Origin of the sequence: Microbacterium sp. STN6 (assembly GCF_026410545.1) — a bacterium.
Classification (GTDB): domain Bacteria; phylum Actinomycetota; class Actinomycetes; order Actinomycetales; family Microbacteriaceae; genus Root112D2.
Genome location: NZ_JAPMIT010000001.1, coordinates 843,537 through 867,799, shown reverse-complemented (window position 1 = coordinate 867,799; position 24,263 = coordinate 843,537). Strand labels below are relative to the sequence as shown.

Genomic DNA, 24,263 nt, shown 5'->3' with positions numbered 1-24,263 from the left:
AGAGCCATACTGAAGACCGCCGTGGCATCCGCGCAACGAGGCGCGACACGCGCCGAAACCGAGCGACGCGCTTCGTCACACAGCGCCACGCGGCGTCACAGAAACACACGCCCTCAGGCTGCGATCTCGGCGGCGGGGCGTCGAGATCGCATGTTCGCGACGAACTGGCGTGGTGCACATCACGATTTCGTCGCGAACACCCACTCTCGGCGACCGGCGCGCGCGAGAAGGGCCACGCCGGCACCCGTACGCCACCGCGCCGGCCTCACGCCATAGGCGCCACGTCACGCAACAGTGCCGGCCTCACGCCACGGGTGCCGCCGGGCCCGGCTCGTTCGTCGCCGACTCGTCCTCGACCACGCGCACCTTCGGGTCGTTCTCGTCGGCGCCGTAGTCGCTCGCCGTGGTCGCGTCGCGGCCGTCACGCACCTTCAGCGCCCGGAACACCAGCGTGAGCACAACCGAGACGACCGCGTTGATCACGAACGCGCTCACGGCGATGTACACCGGCACGTTCGTGAACGGGAACGCCGAGATGGAGCCACCGAAGTGCGCCCCCGTCACCGGGTTGACCACGTTGTACGCGGCGACCGTGCCGTAGACGATGCCCGCCGCCCAGCCGATGAGCAGCGCCCACCGATGGAACCAGCGGGTGTACAGCCCGGCGACGATCGCGGGGAAGGTCTGCAGAATCCAGACGCCGCCGAGCAGCTGCATGTTGATCGCCGCCGACTGGTCCATGATGAGCACGAACAGCAGCGCGCCGAGCTTCACCAACAGCGACACCAGCTTCGAGACCTTCGCCTCCTGCTGCGGCGTCGCCTTCGGCTTGAACAGGTCACGGTAGATATTGCGGGTGAACAGATTGGATGCCGCGATCGACATGATCGCCGCGGGAACGAGGGCACCTACCGCGATCGCCGCCAACGCCACGCCCGCGAACCACGACGGGAAGTGATCGAGGAACAGCTGCGGCACCACGAGCTGCGGGTTGATCTTTCCGTTCAGATCGACGGGGTTCGTGCCCGCCTTGATCGCGACGTACCCGAGCAGCGCGAGGAAGCCGAGCATGAGCGAGTAGATCGGCAGCACAACGGCGTTGCGCCGGATCGTGTTGCGGCTCCTGGTCGAGAGCACGCCCGTCACCGAGTGCGGGTACATGAACAGGGCCATGGCGCTTCCCAGCGCGAGCGTCCAGTACGCGTTGAAGCTCGATGCCCCGGGAATGATGCTGCCGACCGGCGATCCGGTGGCCGGATTCGTGGCCGACATCTTCTTGGCGGCCGCATCGAAGATGCTGCCCCAGTCGCCGATCTGTGACGGCAGCCAGATGATCGCGACGATCACGGCGATGTAGATGAGCAGATCTTTGACCACCGCGATCACGGCAGGCGCCCGCAGGCCCGCTGTGTACGTGTACGCCGCGAGCACGACGAACGCGATGATGAGCGGAAGGTCGGCCAGGAACGCGTTCGCCCCGCTGCCCAGGCCGAGCGTGGCGAGCACCGCCTTGATGCCCACGAGCTGCAGCGCGATGTACGGCATCGTCGCCACGATGCCCGTCACGGCGATGGCGGTCGAGAGCGTCTTGCTGCCATAGCGCCCGCCCACGAAATCGGCCGGCGTCACGTAACCGTGCCGGTGCGACACCGACCACAGCCGCGCCATGAGCAGGAACACGATCGGGTACAGCACGACCGTGTACGGCACCGCGAAGAATCCGCTCACCGCGCCGGTGCTGTACATCGCCGCGGGCACGGCGATGAACGTGTACGCCGTATACAGGTCCCCGCCCAGCAGGAACCACGTGATCCAGCTGCCGAAGCCGCGCCCCCCGAGCCCCCACTGGTCGAGCGTCTTCAGCCCGCGCTCCTCCGGCTTGACCCGCCAGCGAACCGCAACAAAACCCATCACCGCGACAATCGCGAAGATGACGATGACGACCGTCAGGGCGACCCCGTCGATGGGGTGCGAGGTCGCCGAGGCCGCGACGGGGTGCGAGGCAGCCGAGACTGCGGTCGTCGCCGAGGCCCCGAAGTACCCGCCGCTCATCGCTGCCCCTCCGCACCCGTGGCAGGCGCATCCGCTGCCCTGCGCACCACCTCGCGACGCCGTCGGTCCTCACGCGTCATGAGCGCGTAGCAGATCCACAGCAAGCCAGCGTCGATGAGCACCCAGAGCATCTGGTACCAGTAGAAGAACGGGATGCCGAACAGCGCAGGCTCGGCGCGCGCGTAAATGGGCGGGATCAGGGGCAGGGCGATCGCGATCAGAATGAGGATCGCGCTGATCACGTACGGCGCCGGGCGAGCCGGACCTCTGGTGGGCCTGGCGTCGGCCGCCGGGGCAGGGTTTGCAGGTGTCGACATTGACGATTCCTCTCCGGAGGGTGAGATTACTCCCCTGCCGCCAGATCGTTATCAAAACTTTCCACAGGCCACCTACTTATGTCTTCTGACCGGCTTTTTCACCGCTCGCTGTTTGATAACGATTCATATGCATGGATGCGCGCATCCGCCCACCCGAGGGTGCGACCGGCCCGCACACCTCGTTAGGGTAGGTGCCGTTTACCTTTCGTGGGTCGACGAGTGCGATGTGCCAAGAAACCGATGTGAATGACGTGACGATGAGGAGAGTCGATGCTGTGGAGCTTCCTGCGTGACCGGTGGGATCAGATCTGGTTCGCCTCCTGGCAACACTTCTCGCTGGTGGTGCAGTGCCTGATTCTGGCCATCGCCATCTCGCTCGTGATCGCCTTCATCGTCTACCGGAGCCCGAGGCTCAGTTCGGTGGCGAACGGCGTCTCTGCCGTCGGGCTCACGATCCCGTCATTCGCACTGATCGGCCTGCTGATCGCCCCCATGGGGTTCGGCGTCGCGCCCTCGGTCGTGGTCGTCACGTTCTTCGCGGTGCTGCCGATTCTGCGCAACGCGGTCGTCGGCCTGAACGAGGTCAGCAGTTCGGTCGTCGAGTCGGCACGCGGAATCGGCATGAGCCGCACCCGCACGTTCCTCACCATCGAGCTGCCGCTCGCGTGGCCCATCATCCTCACGGGCGTGCGCATCTCGGCACAGATGGTGATGGGAGTCGCGGCCGTCACCGCGTACGGCCTCGGCCCGGGGCTCGGCGGCTTCATCTTCTCGGGACTCTCCCGCCTGGGCGGGGCCAACTCGCTCGCTTCCGTCGCCGTCGGCGTCATCGGCGTGATCATTCTCGCCTTCATTCTCGATCTGCTCCTTGTCGGCCTCGGCCGCCTGACTATCTCGCGAGGTATCCGTGTCAGCAACTAACTCCACCCCCATCGCCACCGAGCAGTCGGGCCGCAGCATCCTGCTCGACCAGGTCACGAAGCGCTACCCAGGCCAGGCCGAACCCGCGGTCGACGGCATCACACTCGAGATCCCGGCGGGCAAGATCGTCATGCTCGTCGGCCCCTCCGGCTGCGGCAAGACGACCACCCTCAAGATGATCAACCGACTGATCGAGCCAAGCGAGGGTCGCATCGTGCTCGGCGACGACGACGTCACCTCGATCGACGGAGACGAGCTGCGCCGCCGCATCGGCTACGTCATCCAGGCGGGCGGCCTCTTTCCGCACATGACCGTCGCAGCCAACATCGCGATCGTTCCAAAAATGCTGGGCTGGTCGAAGGAGAAGATCAGCGCCCGCGTCGACGAACTGCTCGAGCTCGTCTCCCTCGACCCCGACACGTACCGCGACCGCTACCCCAAGGAGCTCTCCGGCGGGCAGCAGCAGCGGGTCGGCGTCGCCCGCGCGCTCGCCGCCGACCCGCCCGTGCTTCTCATGGACGAGCCGTTCGGCGCCGTCGACCCCATCACGCGCCAGCGCCTTCAGGACGAGCTCATCAAGATCCACGATGAGCTGCAGAAGACCATCGTCATCGTCACGCACGACTTCGACGAGGCCGTGAAGCTGGGCGACTGGATCGTCATCTTCTCCGAGGGTGCGCACATCGTGCAGTACGACACACCCGAGCGCATCCTGGCAGAGCCCGCCAACGAGTTCGTCGAGAACTTCATCGGCTCCGGCGCCGGGCTCAAACAGCTCACCCTGAACCGGGTGAACGACGTCGACCTGGCCCCTGCCGTCACCTCCGTGCCGGGCGAGAGCGCCTCTGCCGTGCTCGACCGCGTGAAGGCCGCCGGAGACGGTCACGCCGTCATCGTCGACGAACGCAACCGACCCATCGGCTGGCCGTCTCGCCGCCAGCTCTCACGCATGGAGTCAATCCCCGCGACCGTCGACCCCAACCTGCCGGTCGTCGGCCGCGGCGCCACCCTCAACGACGCGCTCGACACCATGCTCGTCTCCAGTGCCGGCGCGGCCCTGGTCACCGGGCGCCGCGACGCGTTCCTCGGCGTGATCACCGTCGAGGTCGTCATGGACGCGATCACACATTCCCGCGCGGCCGCCGCCGAGGAGGCCGAGTACACGCCCGTTGGCACGAACACGGGCGTCATCGAGACGGTCCAGGGCGGCACGCAGTGAGCACCGCAACCGCCTCCGAGCAGCACGCCGAGCGCGACGCCGAGCACGAAGAGCAGGACATTCTGAGAACCGAGGATGCCGGCGCAGCGACCACGTGGAAGGGCCTGCTCGTTCAGCCCATCGCCGTGCTCGTTGTGCTCGCCGCCTTCGTCGCGTGGCTCATGCTGGCCGACCTGTCGCCCACCGAGCGCTCGACGCTGAACCCGCCCGATCTTCTCGCATACACGGGCCAGCACCTGGCGCTCACCTTCGTGTCGGCCGCGATCGTGCTGGTGATCGCGATTCCCCTCGGCGTGCTGCTGACTCGCCGGCCGTTCAACCGCATCAGTGGGGTCGTGCTCGCGCTCGCCAACTTCGGCCAGGCCGCCCCGGCCATCGGCCTCGTCGTGCTGCTCGCTTTCTGGCTGGGCTTCTCATTCTGGGCCGCGGTCGTCGCGCTCGTCGCCTACGCCGCGCTGCCGGTGCTGCGCAATACGATGATCGGCATTCAGAGCGTCGACTCCCGGCTCGTCGAATCGGGCAGAGGCATGGGCATGAGCGCCTTCTCGGTGCTGATGAAGGTCGAGTTGCCCCTTGCCGTGCCCGTGATGCTCGCCGGCATCCGTACTGCCCTGGTGCTCCTGGTCGGCTCGGCCGCACTCGCCACCTTCATCGGGGCAGGCGGTCTCGGGCTGCTGATCACGACCGGCGTCAACCTGTTTCTGCCGCGCGTGCTGGTGACGGGAGCCCTGCTCATCGCCCTGCTCGCGCTACTCATCGACTGGGTCGGCCGCGTCGTCGAGCACTTCGCCCGCCCGAAGGGACTGTAGATGTTGAAGAATGCGCGCATCCGTCGCCGTGGCGCCCGCCGCGCCGCCCTGATCGGTGCCGCGCTCGTGTGTGTGCTGCCGCTCGCGGGCTGCGGGCTTGAGCCGGCGACGGCGTTCGTGCCCGCCGCCCAGCCCGGCACGATCAAGCCCAGCGCCGACCTGCCGGATGGCGCGTCGATCACCGTGACGGGAAAGAACTTCACCGAGCAGCTGATCCTCGGCAAGATCGCGGTGCTCGCGGCGAAGGCCGCCGGGTTCCAGGTGACCGACATGACGAACGTGCCCGGCAGCGTGGCGGTGCGCCGTCTCATGCTCGACGGCGGCGCCGACATGACGTACGAGTACACGGGCACGGCGTGGCTGACCTATCTCGGGCGCAAGCAGGGGATCCCCGATCAGGAGAAGCAGTACGAGGCGGTGCGCGACGCCGACGCGAAGAACGGGCTCACCTGGCTGCACCCGGCACCGCTCAACAACACGTACGCGATGGCGGTGCGCAGTGAGGCCGTGTCGAAGCTCGGCGGCATCACGTCCCTCTCTCAGCTGAAGGACCTGCCGGTGAAGGATCGCACCTTCTGCGTCGAAGCAGAGTTCAACTCGCGGGCCGACGGCTTCAAGCCCATGCTGAAGCACTACGGACTCACTCTCGGGGCGGCGGATGGCGTGCCCACGAGCAATGTGAAGATCCTCGACACGGGCACGGTCTACACGGCCACCGATCGGGGCAAATGCAACTTCGGTGAGGTGTTCACCACAGACGGGCGCATCAATTCGCTCGACCTGACGGTACTGAAGGACGACAAGGGGTTCTTCCCCGCGTACAACGTGGCGCCCGTGCTCTCGACCGCGACGCTGAAGGAGTACCCACACCTGAAGGCGGTCTACGACCAGATCTCGCCGAAGCTCACCGACACGCAGCTGCGCGCGCTGAATCTGCGCGTCGACGTGGGCGGCGAGGAGCCGGCCGATGTCGCCTTCGACTGGATGGTCAAGCAGGGCTTCATCACGAAACCGTGAACGTGGGAGGCCGGGTGGAGACGAGACTCCTCTCCCTCGGTCTGCGGCACAGCTTCGGCATCGACCTGTGGGCGACGTCGCGCGGCGCCTGACCTCACGGCTGAGCCGGCGCCGACCTCGGCTACGGGACCATGGGCTACGGGATCAGCGCAAGCTTTCCGCCGGGGTGCCCGGTCGACAGCAGCTGAAGCGCGGCGACCGCCTCGTCGAACCCGAAGGTCCTGGCGATCGGCACCTCGAGCCTGCCCTCCGCGGCCAGCCGAATGAGCTGCGGCCTAACCCGATCGCGATAGGCGGCACTATCGGGTGCGCGGCCACCCAGCGCGACGAACCCCTCGTCGGCTGCTCGACCCGAGGCGACGATCGTGATCACGCGCCGCCGGTCACCTACCAGCGCGAGCGAGGCGTCGACGGCCTCGTCGGTGCCGACGCAGTCGAGCGCGGCCGCGGCCGTGCCGCCTGGCAGCGCGGCGCGCAGCCGATCGAGCAGGCCATCACCGTATTCAACCGGCTCGCCACCGTAGCGCCGCACGACGTCGAAGCTCCCTCGCCCGGCGGTGCCGACGACACGCGCCCCGATCTCGTGAGCCTGCTGCAGGATGCTGACCCCCACCGCCCCGGAAGCCCCGTGCACAACGATGGTCTCCCCCGCCGTCACCTCGGCCGTGTGCAGCATGTCGGCGGCAGTCGCCCCCGCCAGCAGAAGGTTCGCCGCCTGCGGGAAATCGAGCGAGGCGGGCTTGGCGAACACGTCACGAGCGGGAACATTCAGCCGAGTGGCGTATCCGCCGGTCACGCGGAAGGCGAGCACCTCATCCCCCACGGCCCCACCACCTGACGCAATCTCGGTGTCGTCTCCGAGTGCCGCGACGACGCCCGCGACCTCATAGCCGATGGGAAGCGGTGTCGCGCTCGCGCCTATGGGGTTGCGGGCGGCCGAGATGTGCTTGAAATCGGCCGGGTTCATGCCCACCGCACGAACGTCGATGGTGACCTTGCCGGTGGCCGGCGGCGGCACCTCGGCGTCGATCATGCGCAACCGATCCAGCCCGCCGACATCCGCGGCTACCCATCTTTTTGCCATGCCCCCACGCTATCGCCCCACTGCCCGATGGTTCGAGGCCGCACTCGGGGGCACCATTGCAATTCTCCCGGAAGCGATGACACTCACAAGAGACATGAAAATCACGCTTCTCCCGATGCTGCTGGCGGCCGGACTCACCGGCTGCGCGGCGACCCCGTCGTACGAGTCCTCCCTCGCCGCGTCTCTCGAGCACGGCGTGCTTGTCGTGACCACGGATGCCGCCGCTGGCGACTTCTCGAAGGCGCTCGCCGCCCTCGACGATCTGCAGGGTCGGCTCGCGAGCGAGCAGGCGTCCGGGCGCATCCCCAGCGAGCGGAGCGCGCGCATCAGCGCCTCGATCGAGCGCGTGCGCGGCGACCTCAACTCCGCGATCGCGGCCGCTCGCCAGACCACTCTCGACGAGAAGCTCACCGCATTGAACCAGCAGCAACAGCAGCTCACCGAGGCCCAGCAGCAGCTCGCCCAGCAGCTTCAGCGCGAGAAGAATGCCGCGAACGACACGCACGACGATACGAAGGCGGATGCGCCGGGCAAGCCCGGCGGCAACAACGGAACCCCGCCCGGCCAGAATTCGGGACATGGCAAGGGCAAGCCCGGAGACCACTAGTTTCCCGACGACGAAGGAGTGCGAGTATGGCTGAGTTTCCCCTAGTGGTTCCGCGGGATCCGGGCGCCGAAGCACGAGCGGTCACGGCGCACGGTGCACTGTCGATCGCGCATCTGGATGCCGCATCCGTCGCCGCGCAGCTGGCCGAGCTGAGCGGCGACCTCGGCACCGCATTCGCCGGCCAGACCTCCGACGCGATGCGGCTCGAGTCCATCGTGGTGAAGCTCACGCTTACCGCCGAGGGCAAGATCGCCTTCATCGCCTCCGGCAGCGTGGAAGGCTCGATCGAGGTGACGTTCGCGAGGCCGTCGGCAGAGCTTCGGGCGGAGTGAGCGGGCGCGGTCAGCGGCGCGCGGGTTCCTTCTGCCGGTCGGGAGCGGATGCGGCATCCGTCTCGGTGTGCACGTACTTGCCCCCGCGCAGGGCCGACGCGATGGCGGCGATCAGGCACGCGGCGATGGCGAAGCCGAACGCCACGCCGAGGCCGTCGGCGAAGGGCCCCGAGATGAGCGACGGGAAGAACGCGCGCCCCGTGAGGTAGTGCGCGTTGGCCGCCGGCAGCTGGGCGAGAACGTGGGCGCCGAGCAGAGTCTGAACCGGGTTGTAGCCGAGAAGCGACGCGAACAGCACACTCACGGGTGGCAGAGCCGCGACTTTCGCGGCGGCATCCGCGGGAACGCCCTGTGCGACGAGGCCCGTCTGCAGCGCGTGCGGCAGGGAGTGCGCGAGGCCGGCGATCATGAGCGAGAAGAAGATGCCGATCGAGAGCACCATGGCGGAGTTCTGGAATGTCGTGCTCATGCCCGCACCCACGCCGCGCTGGTGGGCGGGAAGGCTGTTCATGATGCCAGCGCGGTTGGGCGAGGCGAAGAGCCCCATGCCGAGGCCGTTGATGAGGAGGGCCGCGGCGAATGACCAGTAGTTGAAGTCCACGGGCAGCAGGAGCAGCCACACGAAGCTGGCGGCGGCCACGAGCATGCCGCCGGTGGCGAACGAGCGAGCCCCGAATCGGTCAGAGAGCCAGCCGGAGACGGGCCCGGCCACGAGGAATCCGATGGTCAGCGGCAACATGTAGATGCCGGCCCAGAGCGGCGTCGACTCAAAGCTGTAGCCGTGCCGGGGCAGCCAGATGCCCTGCAGCCAGATGATGAGGATGAACATGAGGCCGCCGCGGCCGAGCGCGCTCAGCAGCGACGCGAGGTTGCCCGCGGTGAAGGCTCGGATCTTGAAGAGGTCGATGCGGAACATGGGCTCCGCCACGCGCGTCTCGACGATGCAGAAGGCGACGAGCACGATGCTTCCACCGATGAGCGTTGAGAGCACCCAGGGATTGGTCCAGCCCATCGTGTGGCCGCCGTACGGCTGAATGCCATATGTGATGCCGACGAGTACGGCGATGAGCCCGACGGCGAACGTGACATTACCCCACCAGTCCATGCGTGCGTGGCGGCGAACACCGGTGTCGTGCAGCTTCATGTAGGCCCAGACGGTGCCGAACACGCCGACCGGAACCGAGACGAGGAACACCATGCGCCAGTCCACGGGCCCGAGGAGACCACCGATGATGAGGCCGATGAACGAGCCCGCGATGCCCGCGACCTGGTTGAGACCCAGGCCGAGCCCGCGCTGGTTGACGGGGAAGGCATCCGTGATGATGGCGTTCGAATTGGCCATGAGCATGGCGCCGCCCACGCCCTGAAGGATGCGCATGATGACGAGCCAGAGGGCTCCGTCCGTGCCGTCCATCCACGTGACCGAGAGCAGGATCGAGAAGATCGTGAAGACCGCAAAGCCCGCGTTGTACATGCGCACCCTGCCGAACATGTCGCCGAGGCGGCCGAAGCTCACGACGAGCACGGCCGTGACAACCATGTAGCCCATGATGAGCCAGAGCAGCAGGCTCGTGTTGCCCGGGTCGAGGGCGTTCACGCCGATGCCGCGGAAGATGTCGGGCAGCGCGATCAGCAGGATCGACATGTTGATCGTCGCCATCAGCACACCGAGGGTGGTGTTCGAGAGCACGATCCACTTGTAGTGCGGGCTCGCGGTGTCGCGGGCAGCGCGCTCGCGCCGGCGGTCGGCGCGCGGGTTGGCGGCGGGTTGGTTGCCGCCGGGCTGGTTGTCGCCGGCGGGTCGTGACGCTTCTCGGGTCTCGGCCATTGCTCTCCTCATCGTGCGGGCGATCACATCGTGCGGGCGATCACATCGTGCGGGCGATCACGATTCGCGCTCGGACACGCGATAGTTCACATCGGCTAACTACTCTACGCGCTGTCTCTCATCTCTGCGCCGCAGCGCAAGCGAGCCCGCGAGTCGGGTGGTAGACCGGGGTGCAACGGCGGCGGCACATGCCGCCAGACGCCAACCGACGAGAGGAGACGTCATGGGCCTCGACGACAAGATCGAGAACGAAGCCGAGAAGCTCAAGGGCAAGGGCAAGGAGGCGGTCGGCGACGCGACCGACGACAGGAGTATGGAGACCGAAGGCAAGGTTGACCAGGGCAAAGCCGACGTCAAGCAGGCCGGCGAGAAGATCAAGGACGCGTTCGACGACGCGTGACGCCCCTCGTGCCATGGGCACGAACCACTGAGCGGATGACGGGCGGCCCACAACGGGCCGCCCGTTCTCAACTGTCCTTGAGCACACCCGCGGCACGTGCGGGGCCGGCGTACGCCTCCGCGAGCGTGGCGACAGTGTCGTGCGCGTTCAGGCCGCTCGGATTCGGCACCACCCACAGCTGGGCGCCCGCGAGCGTTTCGGGCTGCCGGCCGGCACGCGCCTTGGCGCGGCCGAAGCCCTGCCGGTAGGCGGTGAGGCCGACGATGGCCACGACGCGCGGGCGCCACGCGGCGACATCCGCTTCGAGACGTACCGCCCCCGCCCGCAACTCGTCGCGCGACAGTTCGTCGGCGCGAACGGTCGCGCGCTTCACCAGGTTCGAGATGCCGATTCCCGCCGCGATCAGCGAGGCGCGGTCGGCGTCGCTGAAGCCGTCGGCGAACGGCGGCACCCGCTCGATGATGCCGGCCGCCGCCAGCGCCGGGTAGAAGCGGTTGCCGGGATGCGCGAACGGCGTCTGGGTCGCCGCCGTCCAGAGCCCCGGGTTGATGCCGACGAACAGCAAACGGATGCCGTCCCCGACCAGGTCGGGGACGCTCGCGTCACGAAAGGCCTCGAGCTCTGCCCTCGTAAATTTCACGTCTATGCCGACATCGCTCCGTACCGAGGCGGCGCCTGGCGCGCTCCGCCTGCCGAGCCGGCTCAGGCGGAGAGGCCGGCCAGGATCGTGTTGAGCAGGCCGGACGGGCGCATCACCCGCGAGGCTCTGGCCTCATCCGGGTGATAGTAGCCGGCGATGTCGACGGGCGACCCTTGCACGGCCAGCAGCTCGGCGTTGATCTCGGTCTCGTTCTTCGCCAGCTCCTCCGCGACCGTAGAGAACGCCGCGGCGAGCTCCGGGTCTTCGGTCTGTGCGGCGAGCTCCTGGGCCCAGTACAGCGCCAGGTAGAAGTGGCTGCCGCGGTTGTCGATCTCGCCGACCTTGCGACTCGGCGACTTGTTCTCGTCGAGGAACGTGCCGGTCGCGCGGTCGAGCGCGTCGGCCAGCACCTGCGCCCGGGCGTTGCCGGTGCCCTTCGCGAGGTGCTCGAAGCTCGAGGCGAGCGCGAGGAACTCCCCCAGGCTGTCCCAGCGAAGGTGGTCCTCCCTGAGCAGCTGCTGCACGTGCTTCGGGGCGGAGCCGCCCGCGCCGGTCTCGAACAGCCCGCCGCCCGCGATGAGCGGCACGATGGAGAGCATCTTGGCGCTGGTGCCGAGCTCGAGAATGGGGAACAGGTCGGTCAGGTAGTCGCGCAGCACGTTGCCGGTGACCGAGATGGTGTCTTCGCCACGACGGATGCGCTCGAGCGAGAAGGCGGTCGCGTCTTCTGGCGACATGATCCTGATGTCGAGCCCGGAGGTGTCCAGCGAGTCGAGCTGCTCGGTGACCTTGGCGATGAGCTCTGCGTCGTGGGCGCGAGTCTCGTCGAGCCAGAACACGGCGGGCGTCTTCGAGTCGCGGGCGCGGGCGACGGCGAGCTCGACCCAGTTGCGGATCGGCACGTCCTTGGTCTGGCAGGCACGCCAGATGTCGCCCGGCTCAACGTGGTGCTCGATGAGCACGGTGCCGGAGGAGTCGACGACCTGAACCGTGCCGGCCTTGTGAATCTCGAACGTCTTGTCGTGGCTGCCGTACTCCTCGGCGGCCTGCGCCATGAGGCCCACGTTCGGCACCGAGCCCATGGTGGTGGGGTCGAACGCGCCGTGAGCACGGCAGTCGTCGAGAACCGTCTGGTAGACACCGGCGTAGCTGCTGTCGGGGATCACGGCGAGAGTGTCGGCCGGCTCGCCATCCGGGCCCCACATCTTGCCCGAAGTGCGGATCATCGCCGGCATCGAGGCATCAACGATCACGTCGCTCGGCACGTGCAGGTTCGTGATGCCCTTGTCCGAGTCGACCATGGCGAGAGCCGGGCCATCCGCCAGACCCTTCTCGATGGCGGCCTTGACGCCGTCGCGCACGTCGGCGTCCAGCGCGTCGAGCCCGCTCACGATCGCACCAAGCCCGTTGGCCGGATTGAGGCCGGCCGCCTTCAGCTGCGGGCCGTAGGTCGAGAAGAGCTCGGGGAAGAACGCCTCGATCACGTGACCGAAGATGAGCGGGTCTGAGACCTTCATCATGGTGGCCTTCAGGTGCACCGAGAAGAGAATGCCCTCGGCCTTGGCGCGCTCGATCTGCTCGCGAAGGAATCGCTCGAGCGCGGCGGCGCGCATGACCGTGCCGTCGACGATCTCGCCATCGAGCACGGCGATGCCGCTCTTCAGCACGGTCGTCTCCCCGTCGTCGCCGACGAGGCGGATGGTGAGCGTGTCGTCGCCGTCGATGACGACCGACTTCTCACTCGAACGGAAGTCGTCTGCGGTCATGTGCGCCACGTTCGTCTTCGAATCGCTGCTGAAGGCACCCATGGAGTGCGGGTGCTTGCGCGCGTAGTTCTTGACGGATGCGGGGGCCCGGCGGTCCGAGTTGCCCTGACGCAGCACAGGGTTGACCGCGCTGCCCTTGATCTTGTCGTAGCGAGCGCGAACGTCTTTCTGCTCGTCGGTCACCGCCTCGTCCGGGTAGTCCGGAAGCGCGTAACCCTGCTGCTGCAGTTCGGCGACGGCGGCCTTCAGCTGCGGCACCGACGCGCTGATGTTGGGGAGCTTGATGATGTTGGCTTCGGGGTCAGCGGTCAGCTCGCCGAGCTCGGCGAGCGCATCCGGCACTCTCTGTTCTTCGGTGAGGTAGTCGCCGAATGCGGCGATGATGCGGCCCGAGAGGGAGATGTCACGCGTGACGACCTCGACACCCGCCGTCGACGCATACGCCTGGATGATGGGGAGCAGAGAGTGCGTTGCCAGCATCGGTGCTTCGTCAGTGTGGGTGTAGATGATCTTCGCCATGCGCGCGTTGACTCCCTGGGGTTTTCGTTCGTGAATGAGCGGATGCCGCATACCAATCTACCGGAGCCACTGCGTCAGGCGCTCCGCGGGCCAGGTCGTGATGATGCGCTCGGCCGGCACCCCGCACGAGGCCGCCCGCTCGGCGCCGAGGCGCAGGAAGTCGAGCTGTCCCGGCGCGTGGGCGTCGGTGTCGATGCTGAAGAGGCAGCCGGCGTCGAGCGCCACGGCGATCAGGTCGTCAGGAGGGTCCTGACGCTCGGGCCGCGAGTTGATCTCGACGGCCACATCGTTCTCGGCGCACGCCGCGAACACCGCCTCGGCGTCGAAGTGGGAGGGCGGGCGCGTGCCGCGACCTCCCGTCACGAGGCGGCCGGTGCAGTGGCCGAGCACGTTCGTATGGGGATCGCGGATCGCCGCGAGCATCCGGCTGGTCATGGTGCGCTTGTCGGCGCGGAGGTGGGAGTGCACGCTGGCGACGACAACGTCGAGCCAGTCGAGCAGCTCGGGCGTCTGGTCGAGCGTGCCGTCCTCGAGAATGTCGACCTCGATGCCGGTGAGCAGGCGCGGCTCGTCGAGCTCGTCATCGACGGCCGTGACGGCGCCGAGCTGCTCAGTCAGTCGCTCGGCGCTGAGTCCGTGCGCGACCGTGAGATGCGGCGAGTGGTCGGTGATCGCGAGGTACTCGCGGCCGAGCGTTCTCGCCGCCTCGGCCATGACCTCGATGGGCGAGCCGCCGTCTGACCAGTCGGTGTGGGCGTGCAGGTCGCCGCGCAGCTGGGAAAGCAGCTCGCCGGCGGCGCCGGTCAGCGGTTGCGGCTCACGTTCGCGCAGGTCGGCGAGGTAGTCGGGCACGTCGCCCGCGACCGCCTGGCTGATGACCTCCAGGGTGCGGGCGCCAATGCCCTTCATGCGTTTCAGCCGGCCGTCGCGCACGCGGTCGGCCAGCTCGTCAGCGCTGAAATCGCGGATGCTCGCGGCCGCTCCCCTGAACGCCTTCACCTTGAACGAGGGCGCGAGTTCACGCTCGAGACGGAAGGCGATCTCGTCGAGGGCGGCGGCAGCATCCATGCCCTCATCCTGTGCCGATGGCGGCCGGTTCGCGAGGGAGGGTGGCGGCGGCACACGGTGCTGGCGGAAAGTTCACGCAGGGTCGGGCCTTATCGCGGGTGACACGAGCGTGCGCCCGCGATAAGGCCCGAGCCGAGTGAGCCGGCAGGGCTCAGGCGGCGGCCGGAGCCTCGTGGTCGAGCAGGCGCTGCTTCGTGTCGAGCCCGAAGAGGTAGCCGCCGAGGGTTCCGTCGCGACGCACAATGCGATGGCACGGCACGATGAGCGCAACGAGATTGCGTGCACAGGCGGATGCCGCGGCCCGCACGGCCGCGGGACGCCCCGCCCGAGCGGCGAGCTCGCTGTACGTCACGGGGACTCCGGGCTCGACGTGCCGCAGCGCCGCCCACACCTGCTGGTGGAACGCGCCACCGGGCTGGTGGACCGGGATGTCGTCGAGGGCGGCCAGCTCGCCGTCGGCGTAGGCGGCGAAGCGGTCGAACAACGGGTCGGCTCCCGTTCGCTCGCGTACCCCACGTTCGCGAAGACCGGGGTCGAGCCGGGAGACGAGCGTGTCGGGCGAGCCGTAGCCGCCCGCCCGCACCACGCCGTCTTCCGGCGTGCGCAGCACAGTGAAGACGCCGCCGGGCGTCTCGGCGCGCAGCAGGTCGAGGGTCGTTTCGGTGGCGCGGGTGGCGCGGGTGGTGAGGGTGGTGAGGGTGGTGGTCATGAGTACACGCTTTCGGTCCAGAGGTGCATGAGGGCGTAGCCGCGCCAGGGGCTCCAGGTGGCGGATCGGTCGAGGGCGGCGCGTGCGCTCGAGACGCCGAGGGCGCGCTTGAGCACGAGGTCGTCGGCGGGAAACGCGTCAGGGTCACCCAGGCAACGCAGGGTGACGTAGTCGGCCGTCCAAGGGCCGATTCCGGGCAGCTCGAGCAGTGCGGCGCGAACCTGCTTGCGGTCCTGGCCGGGAACCAGGCGCAGGCCGTCGGCGAGCGCGCGGGCCAGCGCCTGCAGGGCGCGCACCCGGCTCGTGGTGAGGCCGAGAGCGGCCCGCAGCGGCTCGGTCTCGGCGGCGGCGATGGCGGCGGCATCCGGGCTGGTCATGAAGCCTCCCGGCAGTGGTGTGCCGAACCGTGCGACGAGGCGCGCCTGGAACGTGCGCGCCGCCGCGAGGGAGACCTGCTGGCCGAGCACCGTGAAGAGCGCGGTCTCGGAGCCGTCGATCGCGCCGGGCAGACGCAGGCCCGGCCGCTTGGCGATGAGCGGTGCGAGCAGCGGGTCTGCCGCGAGTGCGTCGCCCGTGAGCGCGGGGTCGGCGTCGAGGTCGAGCCAGCGGCGCACCGTGCTCACCACGGGCATGAGGTCGGCGAGGCTCGCGAGGCGCATGCGCACCACGAGGTGATTGCCGCCCGAGCGGTCCCACGCGATCGTGACGAGGGCAGGCCCGTGGGCTGCGGCGATCACGCGGGAGTGCTCCCCCGCCTGCTCGTCGCTCGTCTCGAGGCCCGCGACGGCGTGCGCCGCGAGGAAGCGTCGCAGCGCCGCGGTCTCGAACGGCGGCCGGTAACGCAGACGCAGCACGATCTCGGGCAGGCGATCGGATGCTGCCGCCCCCTCGACCGGCTCACTGCCGCGCGGCCGGCGATACGTCGACGGCGCCACCCCGAACTCGCTGCGCATGACGTCGTTGAACTGCCTGACGCTGCCGAAGCCGGAGGCGAACGCCACGTCGGCGAGGCTCATGGCGGTCTGCTCGATGAGCGTGCGGGCGGCGTGGGCGCGCCGGGTCGTGTTGAGCTGCAGCGGCGTGGCACCGACCTCCTCGACGAGCACGCGCAGCAGGTGGCGCTCGCTGACCGCGAGGCGGGACGCGAGGCCGGCGACCCCCACCTCGTCGATGACGCCGTCGCGGATCATGCGCACCGCCCGCCCGCTCAGGTCGCCGCGTGTGTCCCAGTCGCGCGAGCCCGGCAGCGCATCCGGCCGGCAGCGCTTGCACGCCCGGAACCCGCTCGCGACGGCGGCCGCGGCGGTGGCGAAGAACAGGCAGTTCTTCTGCAGCGGGGTGCGGGCCGGGCAGGACGGGCGGCAGTAGATGCCCGTCGTGACGACGCCGAGGTACATGCGGCCATCCCACCGTGAATCGCGGCCCGCGGTGGCGCGGTAGCAGGCGTCTGGGTCGAGGATCGAGAGGTCGGGCACAGGTCAAGTCTGCGCCATGCCGAGCCGGTTGACTGGCGGAAATCGGACATGACGGCGAGTGCCGGCGGTCGAGTAGCGCGGAGCGCGTATTGAGACCACGCGTCAGAGCTCGTCGACGGGGGCGCCCTTCAGCTCGATGCTGATCTGGTCGGCGTCGAGCACGGCGAGCGCGGCGTTCAGCATGTCGGCGCTGAACTCCCCGTCGTCGCGCGCGTCGAGCAGCGCCCGGCGCTGGGCCTGGATCACGGCGAGGGTGCGGCGCTTGCCGCCGTGCTCGCCGCGCGCCTCGTCGATTGGCGAGTCGGTCGCGGCGGGCGAGCCGGTGGCAGGTGAGCCGATTGCGGCTCGCAAGCCGTGTGCGGCAGGCGTGCCGGTTTCGGCAGCCTCGTCGACCGCAAGGGCGGCCTGCTCGAGCACGAACAGGAGCCGGCCGCGCTTCTCGGTCTCGTCGATCAGGTCGGGCGTGCGCGGCTTGACGAGCGCAACGAGCCAGGTGAGCGTGCCGCCCTGCAGTAGCAGCGAACCTGTCGCCACCAGGAATGCGATGAGCACGAGCAGCGAGCGATTGGGCGTGTTCTCGGGAAGCGTCTGGGCCGCCGCGAGAGTGACGGCTCCACGCATGCCGGCCCAGACGACCACGACGCCCTCGCGCCAGCCGAGGCGCTCGTCGAGAAAATAGTCGATGTCGGCCGAGAGTCTCGTGAGGCGGGTGGTGAGGCGCTGTACACGGCTGGGCGAGCCTTGCCTCCCTCCGCTGTCCGTCGCAAGGCGGCCCTGTAGCGAGTCGATGCGCCCCTTCATGGCTGCGCCCCGCTTCGCCCTGCGTCCGAGCCCGCGCAGCAGCGGCGCCACGTACGCGGCCCGCACGAGGATCGTCGCGAGAAGGGCAGCGCCGGCGAGACCGAGCGCGATCGGGATTCCTGCGTCATCCGCCTGCACGTCCTGAATGACGGCCGAAAGTTCGAGGCCCATCACGAGAAACACCGCGCCCTCGAGCACGAGCTCGATGGTGTGCCAGTTCTGAGCGTCAGAGAGCCGATGCCGCGGCGAGAGCACGCGGGCTGCGCCGTGGCCGGTGACCAGGCCGGCGACCACCGCGGCAACGAGGCCGGAGGCGCCGAGCAGCTCGGCGGGGATCGATGCGACGAACGGCACGGTGAACGAGAGAACCGTGTTCACGGTGGAGTCGGTGACCCGCGAACGCACCCACAGGTTGACCTTGCCGATGACGAAGCCGATGATGACGGCAACCGCCGCCGAGTACAGGAACGTGCCGGCGACGCTCCACAATGAGACGGATGCCGCGGCCCCGGCGATCGCGGAACGCAGGATCACGAGCGCGGTGGCGTCGTTCAGCAGGCTCTCACCCTCGAGGATCGAGACGACGCGGGAGGAGACGCCGACGCGTTTGACGATGGAGGTCGCCACCGCATCGGTGGGGCTCACGATGGCGCCGAGAGCGATGCCCCAGGGGAGGCCGAGGCCCGGGATGAGCCAGGCGAAGAGCAGGCCGAGCAGCACGGAGCTGCCCACGACGAGCACGACCGAGAGTCCGCCGATGGCCGTGAACTCGCGCCGGAAATCCATGGACGGCATCGACACCGAGGCCGAGTAGAGCAGTGGCGGCAGCACGCCCGCAAGAATCCACTCGGGTTCCACGGGCACGGCCGGCACGAACGGCAGCAGGCTGACGATGAGGCCGACCGCCACGAGCAGCAACGGGGCCGCCACGCGAATGCGCTCGCTGATCGCCGACGACGCCGCGATCACCATGAGGCCGAGCACGGCAATGATCAGGAACGTCTCCACCGCACCGATGCTGCCACCTCGCCACCCCTCGCGTCGGGCCGAATCGCGGGTCGCGCCGAATCGCGAACGGGATCAGGCCCCTCGCGTCGGGCCGAATCGCGGGTCGCCCGCGGGAAGCACCCGCGGGATGACCCGACCCTATTCGCCAGGGCGTTCAGCCGAGACCGCTCAGCCGAAGTTCCAAATCAAGGTGAAGGCGACACCGGCATCGCGCACAAGGTTCACTGCCGGACACCGCTTCTCTGAGAGACGGCGCAGCTCCTCGGTGATGTGCGGTGCGGCATCCGTCCCGACACTGACCGTCAGCGTGTAGTCGACAAAGTGGGGCGAAACCTCGGCTGTGCCGCGAAAGCCGCGAACGTCCATGTGGGCGGCTGACGCGGTTTCGATACGGCGGATGCTGATGCCCAACTCTGCGGCGACAGTCTCGACGACGACGGTGATGCAGCCGTTGACCGCGGCCGCAATCATTTCCATCGGAGTTGGCGCGCTGTTGGTGCCGCCGGCGCTTTCGGGCTCATCCGTGCGCAACGCGAAGGAGCGCACCGTGAGGTCAGTGGTCATCGATCTCTGCCACGAGCCGCCCGCGCGGACCGACTTGATCCAGGGCTCTCGTTCCGGGCGCAGGGTCGTTCGTTGCTGCTGCACGATGTCGCTCATGGCGTCCACCTAATCGCAGGTTTCTCAGCGCCGGTAATCATGGGCGCTCGCGGCCGCTCACTGTGTCGAAATGTGACGGGTTCTGTGTCGGTTTGTGACGGCCCACGGTTCCTCAGGTGCGTGCCTCGCGAATAGCCTCGGCGGCAGTCCACTCCCCAGCAGTCGAAGGGCACCATGACCGTTCTCGAGACCAGGCCACCGGTTCTGCACGGCAAGAAGCGCGTTCTCGCTGCGGCGTTCGTCGGCACCGCCGTCGAGTGGTACGACTTCTACGCCTATGGCACGGCCGCCGCGCTCATCTTCAACGCGCAGTTCTTTCCCACCGACTCGCCCGCCGCCGGAACTCTCGCGTCGTTCGGGACCTTTGCTGTGGGGTTCATCGCTCGGCCCCTCGGCGGCATCATCGCGGGCCACCTCGGCGATCGCATCGGCCGCAAGGCGCTCCTGGCCGTGTCGCTCGTGCTCATGGGCCTGGCTTCCACCGGAATCGGCCTGCTGCCCAACTACGCCAGCATCGGCATGGCCGCTGTTATCGGCCTCGTCATTCTGCGGCTGCTTCAGGGCCTTGCATGCGGCGCCGAGTGGGGTGGCTCCGCCCTGCTCTCAGTCGAGCACGCTCCCCGCGGGCTTCGGGGTTTCTTCGGCAGCTTCACGCAAGTTGGCTCTGCTGCGGGAATGCTGCTCGCAACCGGCTCATTCGCACTCGTACAGGCACTCACAACCGACGAGCAGTTTCAGGCATACGGCTGGCGGATACCCTTCCTGGCGAGTGCCCTGCTGGTGGGCGTCGGTCTCTACATTCGGCTTGGCGTTGAAGACGCTCCCGCCTTCAAGAAGCTCAAGATCGAAGACCGCGTCGTCCGAGCGCCTGCACTCGATGTCGTTCGGCATGAGTGGCGCGGCCTGCTTGTCACCATTGGCCTGCGGCTCGCCCAGCCCGGACTCTTCGCGATTCTCGCGATCTACATGATCGGTTACCTCGCAAGCAGGCGGGGTGACAGCACCTCGGGCGTCGCCGCCGTCGCCATCGGTTCAGCGATCGGCCTCGCCTCTGGCCCGCTGTGGGGATGGGCATCAGACAAGTGGGGGCGACGCCCCATCGCGATCGCGGCGATCATCGGCATCGCCGTCTTCATCTGGCCGTTCTTCTGGTTTCTCGACCACGGCTCCCTCGTGCTGCTGCCCGTCATGATGATTCTGGGCATGAATATCCTGCACGACGCAATATATGGCCCGCAGGCTGCTTGGTTCGCCGAGCAATTCCCCGTTCACCTGCGCTACTCCGGCGTCTCGATGGGCTGCCAGATCGGCACCGTTCTCTCCGGGGGCCTCACGCCGGTGATCGCGGCCGCGCTTCTTCTGGCCGCCGGCAACCAGCCGTGGCTCATCTGCGCGTACATCACGGTGCTGTGCGCCCTCTCATTCGTCGCCGCTCTCGCAGCCAAAGACCCCATTCACGACCGCCTCAAGGGGCGACCCACCATCGACGTGTTCGAGGAGAACCAATGAGCAAGCCCATCATGCTGAACGCCTTCGAGATGATGGTGCCGGCATTCCAGTCACCCGGGCTCTGGCGCCACCCTCACGATCAGAGCCGCCGCTACGCCCAGCTGTCGTATTGGACCGAGCTCGCCCAGACTCTGGAGTCAGGCGGCTTCAGCGGAATCTTCCTCGCCGACATCCTCGGCCAATACGACGTCTATGGCGGCAACGCCGACGCGTCAATGCGCGGCGGCGTCCAGTACCCGATTCTCGACCCCACGCTCGTTATCAGCGCGCTCGCGGCCGCCACCGAGCGCATCGGTGTTGGCGTGACGGCATCCGTCACGTATGAGCACCCGTACCTGCTCGCGCGCCGCTTCACGACACTTGACCACCTCTCGAACGGCCGCGTCGGCTGGAACATCGTGACGTCTTACCAGGATTCGGCCGCGCGCAACCTCGGGCTCACGGAGCAGCCGCCGCATGACAAACGGTATGACCGCGCCGACGAGTACATGGACGTCGTCTACAAGCTGTGGGAGGGCTCCATCGAAGACGGGGCGATCGTTGCCGACCGCACCACCGGCGTCTTCGTCGACCCCGAGAAGGTTCACCGCATCGACCACGAGGGCGAGTACTTCACGGTTCCCGGCCCGGCACTGGCCGAGCCGTCGCTTCAGCGCACACCGCTGCTTTTTCAGGCAGGCGCCTCACCGCGCGGGCTCTCGTTCGCGGCCGAGAACGCCGAGGCGATCTTCTTCAACGGCTACTCCACCCGCCTGGTTCGCGGGTGGGTCGACACGGTGCGCCGCAACCTTGTCGAGAAGGGACGGTCTGCTGACGCGGTGAAGATCTTCACGATGGCCACGGTGATCGTCGCCGACACCGATGAGGAGGCCATCGCCAAATACGAGGACTACCAGCAATACGTCGATGCGGATGCCGCGCTCGCCCTGTTCGGCGGCTGGACCGGCGTCGACCTCGCCGGCGTCGACCTCGACCAGCCGCTGGAGTACGTGGAGTCAGAGGCGCACCAGTCGGCGCTCTCGACGTTCACCAAGCTCGACCCGACACGGGTATGGACGGCGCGCGAGATGGCGAAGTTCATCAGCATCGGCGGTCGCGGGCCCGTGATCGTCGGCTCACCGTCAACCGTCGCAGACGAGTTGGAGCGCTGGGCCGACGAGGCCGATGTCGACGGCTTCAACCTGTCAAGCGTGATCCGCCCCACCGGCGAGGAGGATTTCGTGAGGCTCGTCTCGCCCGAGTTGCGCCGACGCGGCATACTCGCCGAGCCCCAGACCGGGCAGACGTTCCGCGAGGCGGTTCTCGGCAAAGGGCCGCGCCTCGCCGACGATCATCGCGGCGCGGCCTTCCGCGCCGACAAGGCGAGCCTCCCCGTATAGGCGCCCCCGCTTGCCGCTGTTACACCGTCCAGGTGGCGCGCGACCGCCGCACGCGGTTGATCCGAAAGCCGCTCGCCGGCCCCGCCGGGAAGTGCCGCAGGCTCACGCGCAGGTCCTGCGGCGGCACCCCGTACTCGATGCTGCGGCTCAGGGCGCGCACGCCCTCCCGCATGAGCTCGATCGTCACCGGCTCGCCCGCGCACCGATGATCGTGCAGGTACTCGCCGCCGCCCTGTGGAATCAGCGTGTATGGGTCGCCCGGCCAGTCGCGAAAGCGCTCCGGCCGAAACCGGTACGGCTCGGGCCACAGCCGCGGGTCGTGGTTGGTTCCGTACAGGTCGAGAAGCACCCACTGCCCTATTGAGAACGGATGCTGCCGCCACTCGAACGCGCGGCGAACCCTGCCGCCCATCACCCGGAAAAACGGTGCATGTCGGCGCACCTCGGTCACGAAGTGGGCGAGATCGCTGTCGTCGCCCGCGGCGAACGTCTCGCGCCAACGCGGCACCTCGTTCAGGCACAACGCCGCGAAGACGATGAAGCGCGAGATGGCCACGATGGGTCGAACGGTGTTCAGCAGTTCCACCCCGGCGACCGCCCGATCGAGCAGCGTGCCGTCCAGGTTCGTCTGGGTAGCCAGTCGGTGCACCGCCGACCCCTCCGGCACGTCAAGGCTGCCCTCTCGCACCCCGTCGATGACACCGCGCGCCCACCACTCCGTGCGGAAGCGCAGGGTGCGCGCCATCCAGTTCCGTGGCCCGAACCGGCCGGCGTTCTCGACCATCTCCCCCAGTTCGAATGCTCGGGATGCCGCGTCGTTCTCCCGCAGGTCGAGTCCGGCCCAGAGCATGGCCGTTCTCGTGAGCACGCTCTGCAGCTCGTCGTGCAGCACGATCTCGCCCTGCTCCTGCCAGCGCCCTGCGGCGTCGTCCCACTCCGCCGCAAACACCGCTCGCAGCCGGTCGCGCTCGGGCGGCTCCATCATCTCGAGGAACATGCGCTTGCGGTGGCGGTGCTCCTCGCCGTCGAGCGTCTGCGAGCTTCCGTTGTCCTGCAGCAAGTGCGTCGCCGTCGGCGGAATGGAGCCGTGGCGGTCGAAGCGACCTCCCGACCAGAACGTGCGCGAGGCATCCGCCCCGAGCATGAACGTGACAGGGCGTCCGCCAAGCCGGGTGTGGAACGCGTCGGAGCCGAGGCGCGCGCAGCGCTTTGACGCGAACAGGTAGCCGTCTTTCAGGAACGCGAGCGTGCTGTCAATGCCGGGCAGGGTGGGAATGGAATCCAACGTGAGACTCACTTTCGTCGCCGTGCCCCCAGTCAACCCCACCGCCGCCGCTTGGCAACCCCGCCCCATGCCGGTTGAGGAGCCGGCAAAGCCGGCGTCTCGAAACCCGTCCCGCCCTCTGCCGGTTGAGGAGCCGGCAAAGCCGGCGTTTCGAAACCCGTCCCGCCGACGACTGCGCCTACCCCTCCCCCTCCACCGCCCCCGCGACCGCCACGGCGCTGCGTTCCAGGAACGCCACGATCTGCGCACTCGGCATTTCTGAGCCGAGCGCGCTCTCGACGAGCACCTCCTCGGCGAACGCCACCCACGAGCGCAGGGCGATGCGCAGCATCTCGGAATCGCCGGCGCCCTGTTCCAGAAATACCGCGATCACCCGTTCGGCCTGCTGCGCCCGCGCCTGATCGATGACTTCGCGCACCTCTGAATCGCCGCTCGCGACGCCACGCACGAGCGAGTAGAACGTGCCGCGATGCTCCCGCACGAACGCGACGATGCGCGTCAAGGTGTCGCGCAGCCGGTCGAGCGGCGCCAGATGCGGCGAGGGCTCGGTGGCGTGCAGCATGCTGTCACGAGCTGTGCGCACGACCTCGCGGTGCAACCCCTTGCGTGAGTCGAAGTAGTGGAAGAGCAGGGTGCGCGAGACGCCCGCCTTCGACGAGAGGTACTCCATGCTGAGCTCGTCGAGCGGGTGATCGGCGAGAAAGGCGACGCCGAGTGCGATCAGCTGCGCGCGGCGCTCGTGCGGAGTGAGCCGGGTTCGCCGATCCGCTTGCATGGTTGCGAGCCTACCTTCGGGCTCGCCGACGGCGACGGGACGCGGCCCTCGCTGCCTATTGACGAACCGTCAACAGGTTGTAC

The 24,263-nt window shown here is 68.3% G+C and carries 22 protein-coding genes; 9 read left to right on the top strand and 13 right to left on the bottom strand.

The features are described 5' to 3' along the window. Positions 1 to 303: 303 nt before the first annotated feature. The gene (gene mctP, locus OSC27_RS03970) at positions 304 to 2,052 is read right to left on the bottom strand and encodes a monocarboxylate uptake permease MctP (protein ID WP_267180102.1); all 1,749 of its coding nucleotides are present in this window, start codon (positions 2,050 to 2,052) and stop codon (positions 304 to 306) included. After that, positions 2,049 to 2,369 (bottom strand): DUF3311 domain-containing protein, encoded by a 321-nt coding sequence (locus OSC27_RS03965; RefSeq protein ID WP_267180101.1) that lies wholly within the window; start codon positions 2,367 to 2,369, stop codon positions 2,049 to 2,051. Before OSC27_RS03965 ends, mctP begins: the two co-directional genes overlap by 4 nt. A gap of 270 nt (positions 2,370 to 2,639) precedes the next feature. Here OSC27_RS03965 and OSC27_RS03960 point away from each other — a divergent pair, with 270 nt between their 5' ends. The 4 genes from OSC27_RS03960 (at position 2,640) to OSC27_RS03945 (ending at position 6,335) form a co-directional block, all read left to right on the top strand. After that, the gene (locus tag OSC27_RS03960) at positions 2,640 to 3,290 is read left to right on the top strand and encodes an ABC transporter permease (protein WP_416348807.1); all 651 of its coding nucleotides are present in this window, start codon (positions 2,640 to 2,642) and stop codon (positions 3,288 to 3,290) included. Beyond that, positions 3,277 to 4,509, top strand: a complete 1,233-nt coding sequence (locus tag OSC27_RS03955) for an ATP-binding cassette domain-containing protein (RefSeq protein WP_267180100.1) — start codon at positions 3,277 to 3,279, stop codon at positions 4,507 to 4,509. The genes OSC27_RS03960 and OSC27_RS03955 overlap by 14 nt, the downstream gene beginning before the upstream one ends. A 104-nt stretch (positions 4,510 to 4,613) precedes the next feature. After that, positions 4,614 to 5,318 (top strand): ABC transporter permease, encoded by a 705-nt coding sequence (locus tag OSC27_RS03950; RefSeq protein ID WP_416348822.1) that lies wholly within the window; start codon positions 4,614 to 4,616, stop codon positions 5,316 to 5,318. Continuing rightward, positions 5,319 to 6,335, top strand: coding sequence for a glycine betaine ABC transporter substrate-binding protein (locus OSC27_RS03945; protein WP_267180099.1), 1,017 nt, complete (start codon positions 5,319 to 5,321; stop codon positions 6,333 to 6,335). Positions 6,336 to 6,471: 136 nt separating this feature from the next. Here the strand turns inward: OSC27_RS03945 and OSC27_RS03940 are convergent, their stop codons facing one another. Next, positions 6,472 to 7,419, bottom strand: coding sequence for a quinone oxidoreductase family protein (locus OSC27_RS03940; RefSeq protein WP_267180098.1), 948 nt, complete (start codon positions 7,417 to 7,419; stop codon positions 6,472 to 6,474). A 94-nt stretch (positions 7,420 to 7,513) separates the two neighbouring features. Here OSC27_RS03940 and OSC27_RS03935 point away from each other — a divergent pair, with 94 nt between their 5' ends. Then, a complete protein-coding gene (locus tag OSC27_RS03935) occupies positions 7,514 to 8,026 on the top strand; it encodes a hypothetical protein (RefSeq protein ID WP_267180097.1) in 513 nt (170 codons plus the stop codon). A 26-nt stretch (positions 8,027 to 8,052) separates the two neighbouring features. Further along, the gene (locus OSC27_RS03930) at positions 8,053 to 8,358 is read left to right on the top strand and encodes a hypothetical protein (RefSeq protein WP_267180096.1); all 306 of its coding nucleotides are present in this window, start codon (positions 8,053 to 8,055) and stop codon (positions 8,356 to 8,358) included. A gap of 10 nt (positions 8,359 to 8,368) precedes the next feature. Here the strand turns inward: OSC27_RS03930 and OSC27_RS03925 are convergent, their stop codons facing one another. Continuing rightward, positions 8,369 to 10,186 carry an MFS transporter gene (locus tag OSC27_RS03925; protein ID WP_267180095.1) on the bottom strand — a complete coding sequence of 606 codons (1,818 nt, stop codon included), beginning with the start codon at positions 10,184 to 10,186 and terminating at the stop codon, positions 8,369 to 8,371. Between the two features lie 223 nt (positions 10,187 to 10,409). On the opposite strand from OSC27_RS03925, the gene OSC27_RS03920 reads away from it, so the two are divergent. Then, positions 10,410 to 10,586, top strand: coding sequence for a CsbD family protein (locus OSC27_RS03920; RefSeq protein WP_267180094.1), 177 nt, complete (start codon positions 10,410 to 10,412; stop codon positions 10,584 to 10,586). Positions 10,587 to 10,653: 67 nt separating this feature from the next. Here OSC27_RS03920 and OSC27_RS03915 read toward each other — a convergent pair whose 3' ends face one another. The 7 genes from OSC27_RS03915 to OSC27_RS03885 all read right to left on the bottom strand — a co-directional run bounded on the left by OSC27_RS03915 (position 10,654) and on the right by OSC27_RS03885 (position 19,232). Then, positions 10,654 to 11,226 (bottom strand): mismatch-specific DNA-glycosylase, encoded by a 573-nt coding sequence (locus OSC27_RS03915; RefSeq protein ID WP_267180093.1) that lies wholly within the window; start codon positions 11,224 to 11,226, stop codon positions 10,654 to 10,656. A 62-nt stretch (positions 11,227 to 11,288) separates the two neighbouring features. Next, positions 11,289 to 13,511, bottom strand: a complete 2,223-nt coding sequence (locus tag OSC27_RS03910; protein ID WP_267180092.1) for an NADP-dependent isocitrate dehydrogenase — start codon at positions 13,509 to 13,511, stop codon at positions 11,289 to 11,291. A gap of 57 nt (positions 13,512 to 13,568) precedes the next feature. Beyond that, the gene (locus tag OSC27_RS03905; RefSeq protein ID WP_267180091.1) at positions 13,569 to 14,579 is read right to left on the bottom strand and encodes a PHP domain-containing protein; all 1,011 of its coding nucleotides are present in this window, start codon (positions 14,577 to 14,579) and stop codon (positions 13,569 to 13,571) included. Positions 14,580 to 14,730: 151 nt separating this feature from the next. Beyond that, a complete protein-coding gene (locus OSC27_RS03900) occupies positions 14,731 to 15,288 on the bottom strand; it encodes a methylated-DNA--[protein]-cysteine S-methyltransferase (RefSeq protein WP_267180090.1) in 558 nt (185 codons plus the stop codon). Next, positions 15,285 to 16,763 carry a DNA-3-methyladenine glycosylase 2 family protein gene (locus OSC27_RS03895; protein WP_267180089.1) on the bottom strand — a complete coding sequence of 493 codons (1,479 nt, stop codon included), beginning with the start codon at positions 16,761 to 16,763 and terminating at the stop codon, positions 15,285 to 15,287. Before OSC27_RS03895 ends, OSC27_RS03900 begins: the two co-directional genes overlap by 4 nt. A gap of 102 nt (positions 16,764 to 16,865) precedes the next feature. Next, positions 16,866 to 18,572, bottom strand: a complete 1,707-nt coding sequence (locus OSC27_RS03890; RefSeq protein ID WP_267180088.1) for a cation:proton antiporter — start codon at positions 18,570 to 18,572, stop codon at positions 16,866 to 16,868. Positions 18,573 to 18,740: 168 nt separating this feature from the next. Next, on the bottom strand, positions 18,741 to 19,232 hold the full coding sequence (locus OSC27_RS03885; RefSeq protein ID WP_267180087.1) for an OsmC family protein: 492 nt from the start codon (positions 19,230 to 19,232) through the stop codon (positions 18,741 to 18,743). Positions 19,233 to 19,406: 174 nt separating this feature from the next. Between OSC27_RS03885 and OSC27_RS03880 the strand changes: the two genes are divergently transcribed. Further along, positions 19,407 to 20,741 carry an MFS transporter gene (locus OSC27_RS03880; protein ID WP_267180086.1) on the top strand — a complete coding sequence of 445 codons (1,335 nt, stop codon included), beginning with the start codon at positions 19,407 to 19,409 and terminating at the stop codon, positions 20,739 to 20,741. After that, positions 20,738 to 22,120: an LLM class flavin-dependent oxidoreductase gene (locus OSC27_RS03875; RefSeq protein ID WP_267180085.1), complete on the top strand. Its 1,383-nt coding sequence runs from the start codon at positions 20,738 to 20,740 to the stop codon at positions 22,118 to 22,120. The genes OSC27_RS03880 and OSC27_RS03875 overlap by 4 nt, the downstream gene beginning before the upstream one ends. A 19-nt stretch (positions 22,121 to 22,139) precedes the next feature. On the opposite strand, the gene OSC27_RS03870 is transcribed toward OSC27_RS03875, so the two are convergent. Both OSC27_RS03870 and OSC27_RS03865 read right to left on the bottom strand, forming a co-directional pair. Then, the gene (locus tag OSC27_RS03870; protein ID WP_267180084.1) at positions 22,140 to 23,417 is read right to left on the bottom strand and encodes a cytochrome P450; all 1,278 of its coding nucleotides are present in this window, start codon (positions 23,415 to 23,417) and stop codon (positions 22,140 to 22,142) included. A gap of 166 nt (positions 23,418 to 23,583) precedes the next feature. Continuing rightward, positions 23,584 to 24,180: a TetR/AcrR family transcriptional regulator gene (locus OSC27_RS03865; protein WP_267180083.1), complete on the bottom strand. Its 597-nt coding sequence runs from the start codon at positions 24,178 to 24,180 to the stop codon at positions 23,584 to 23,586. Positions 24,181 to 24,263: the final 83 nt, after the last annotated feature.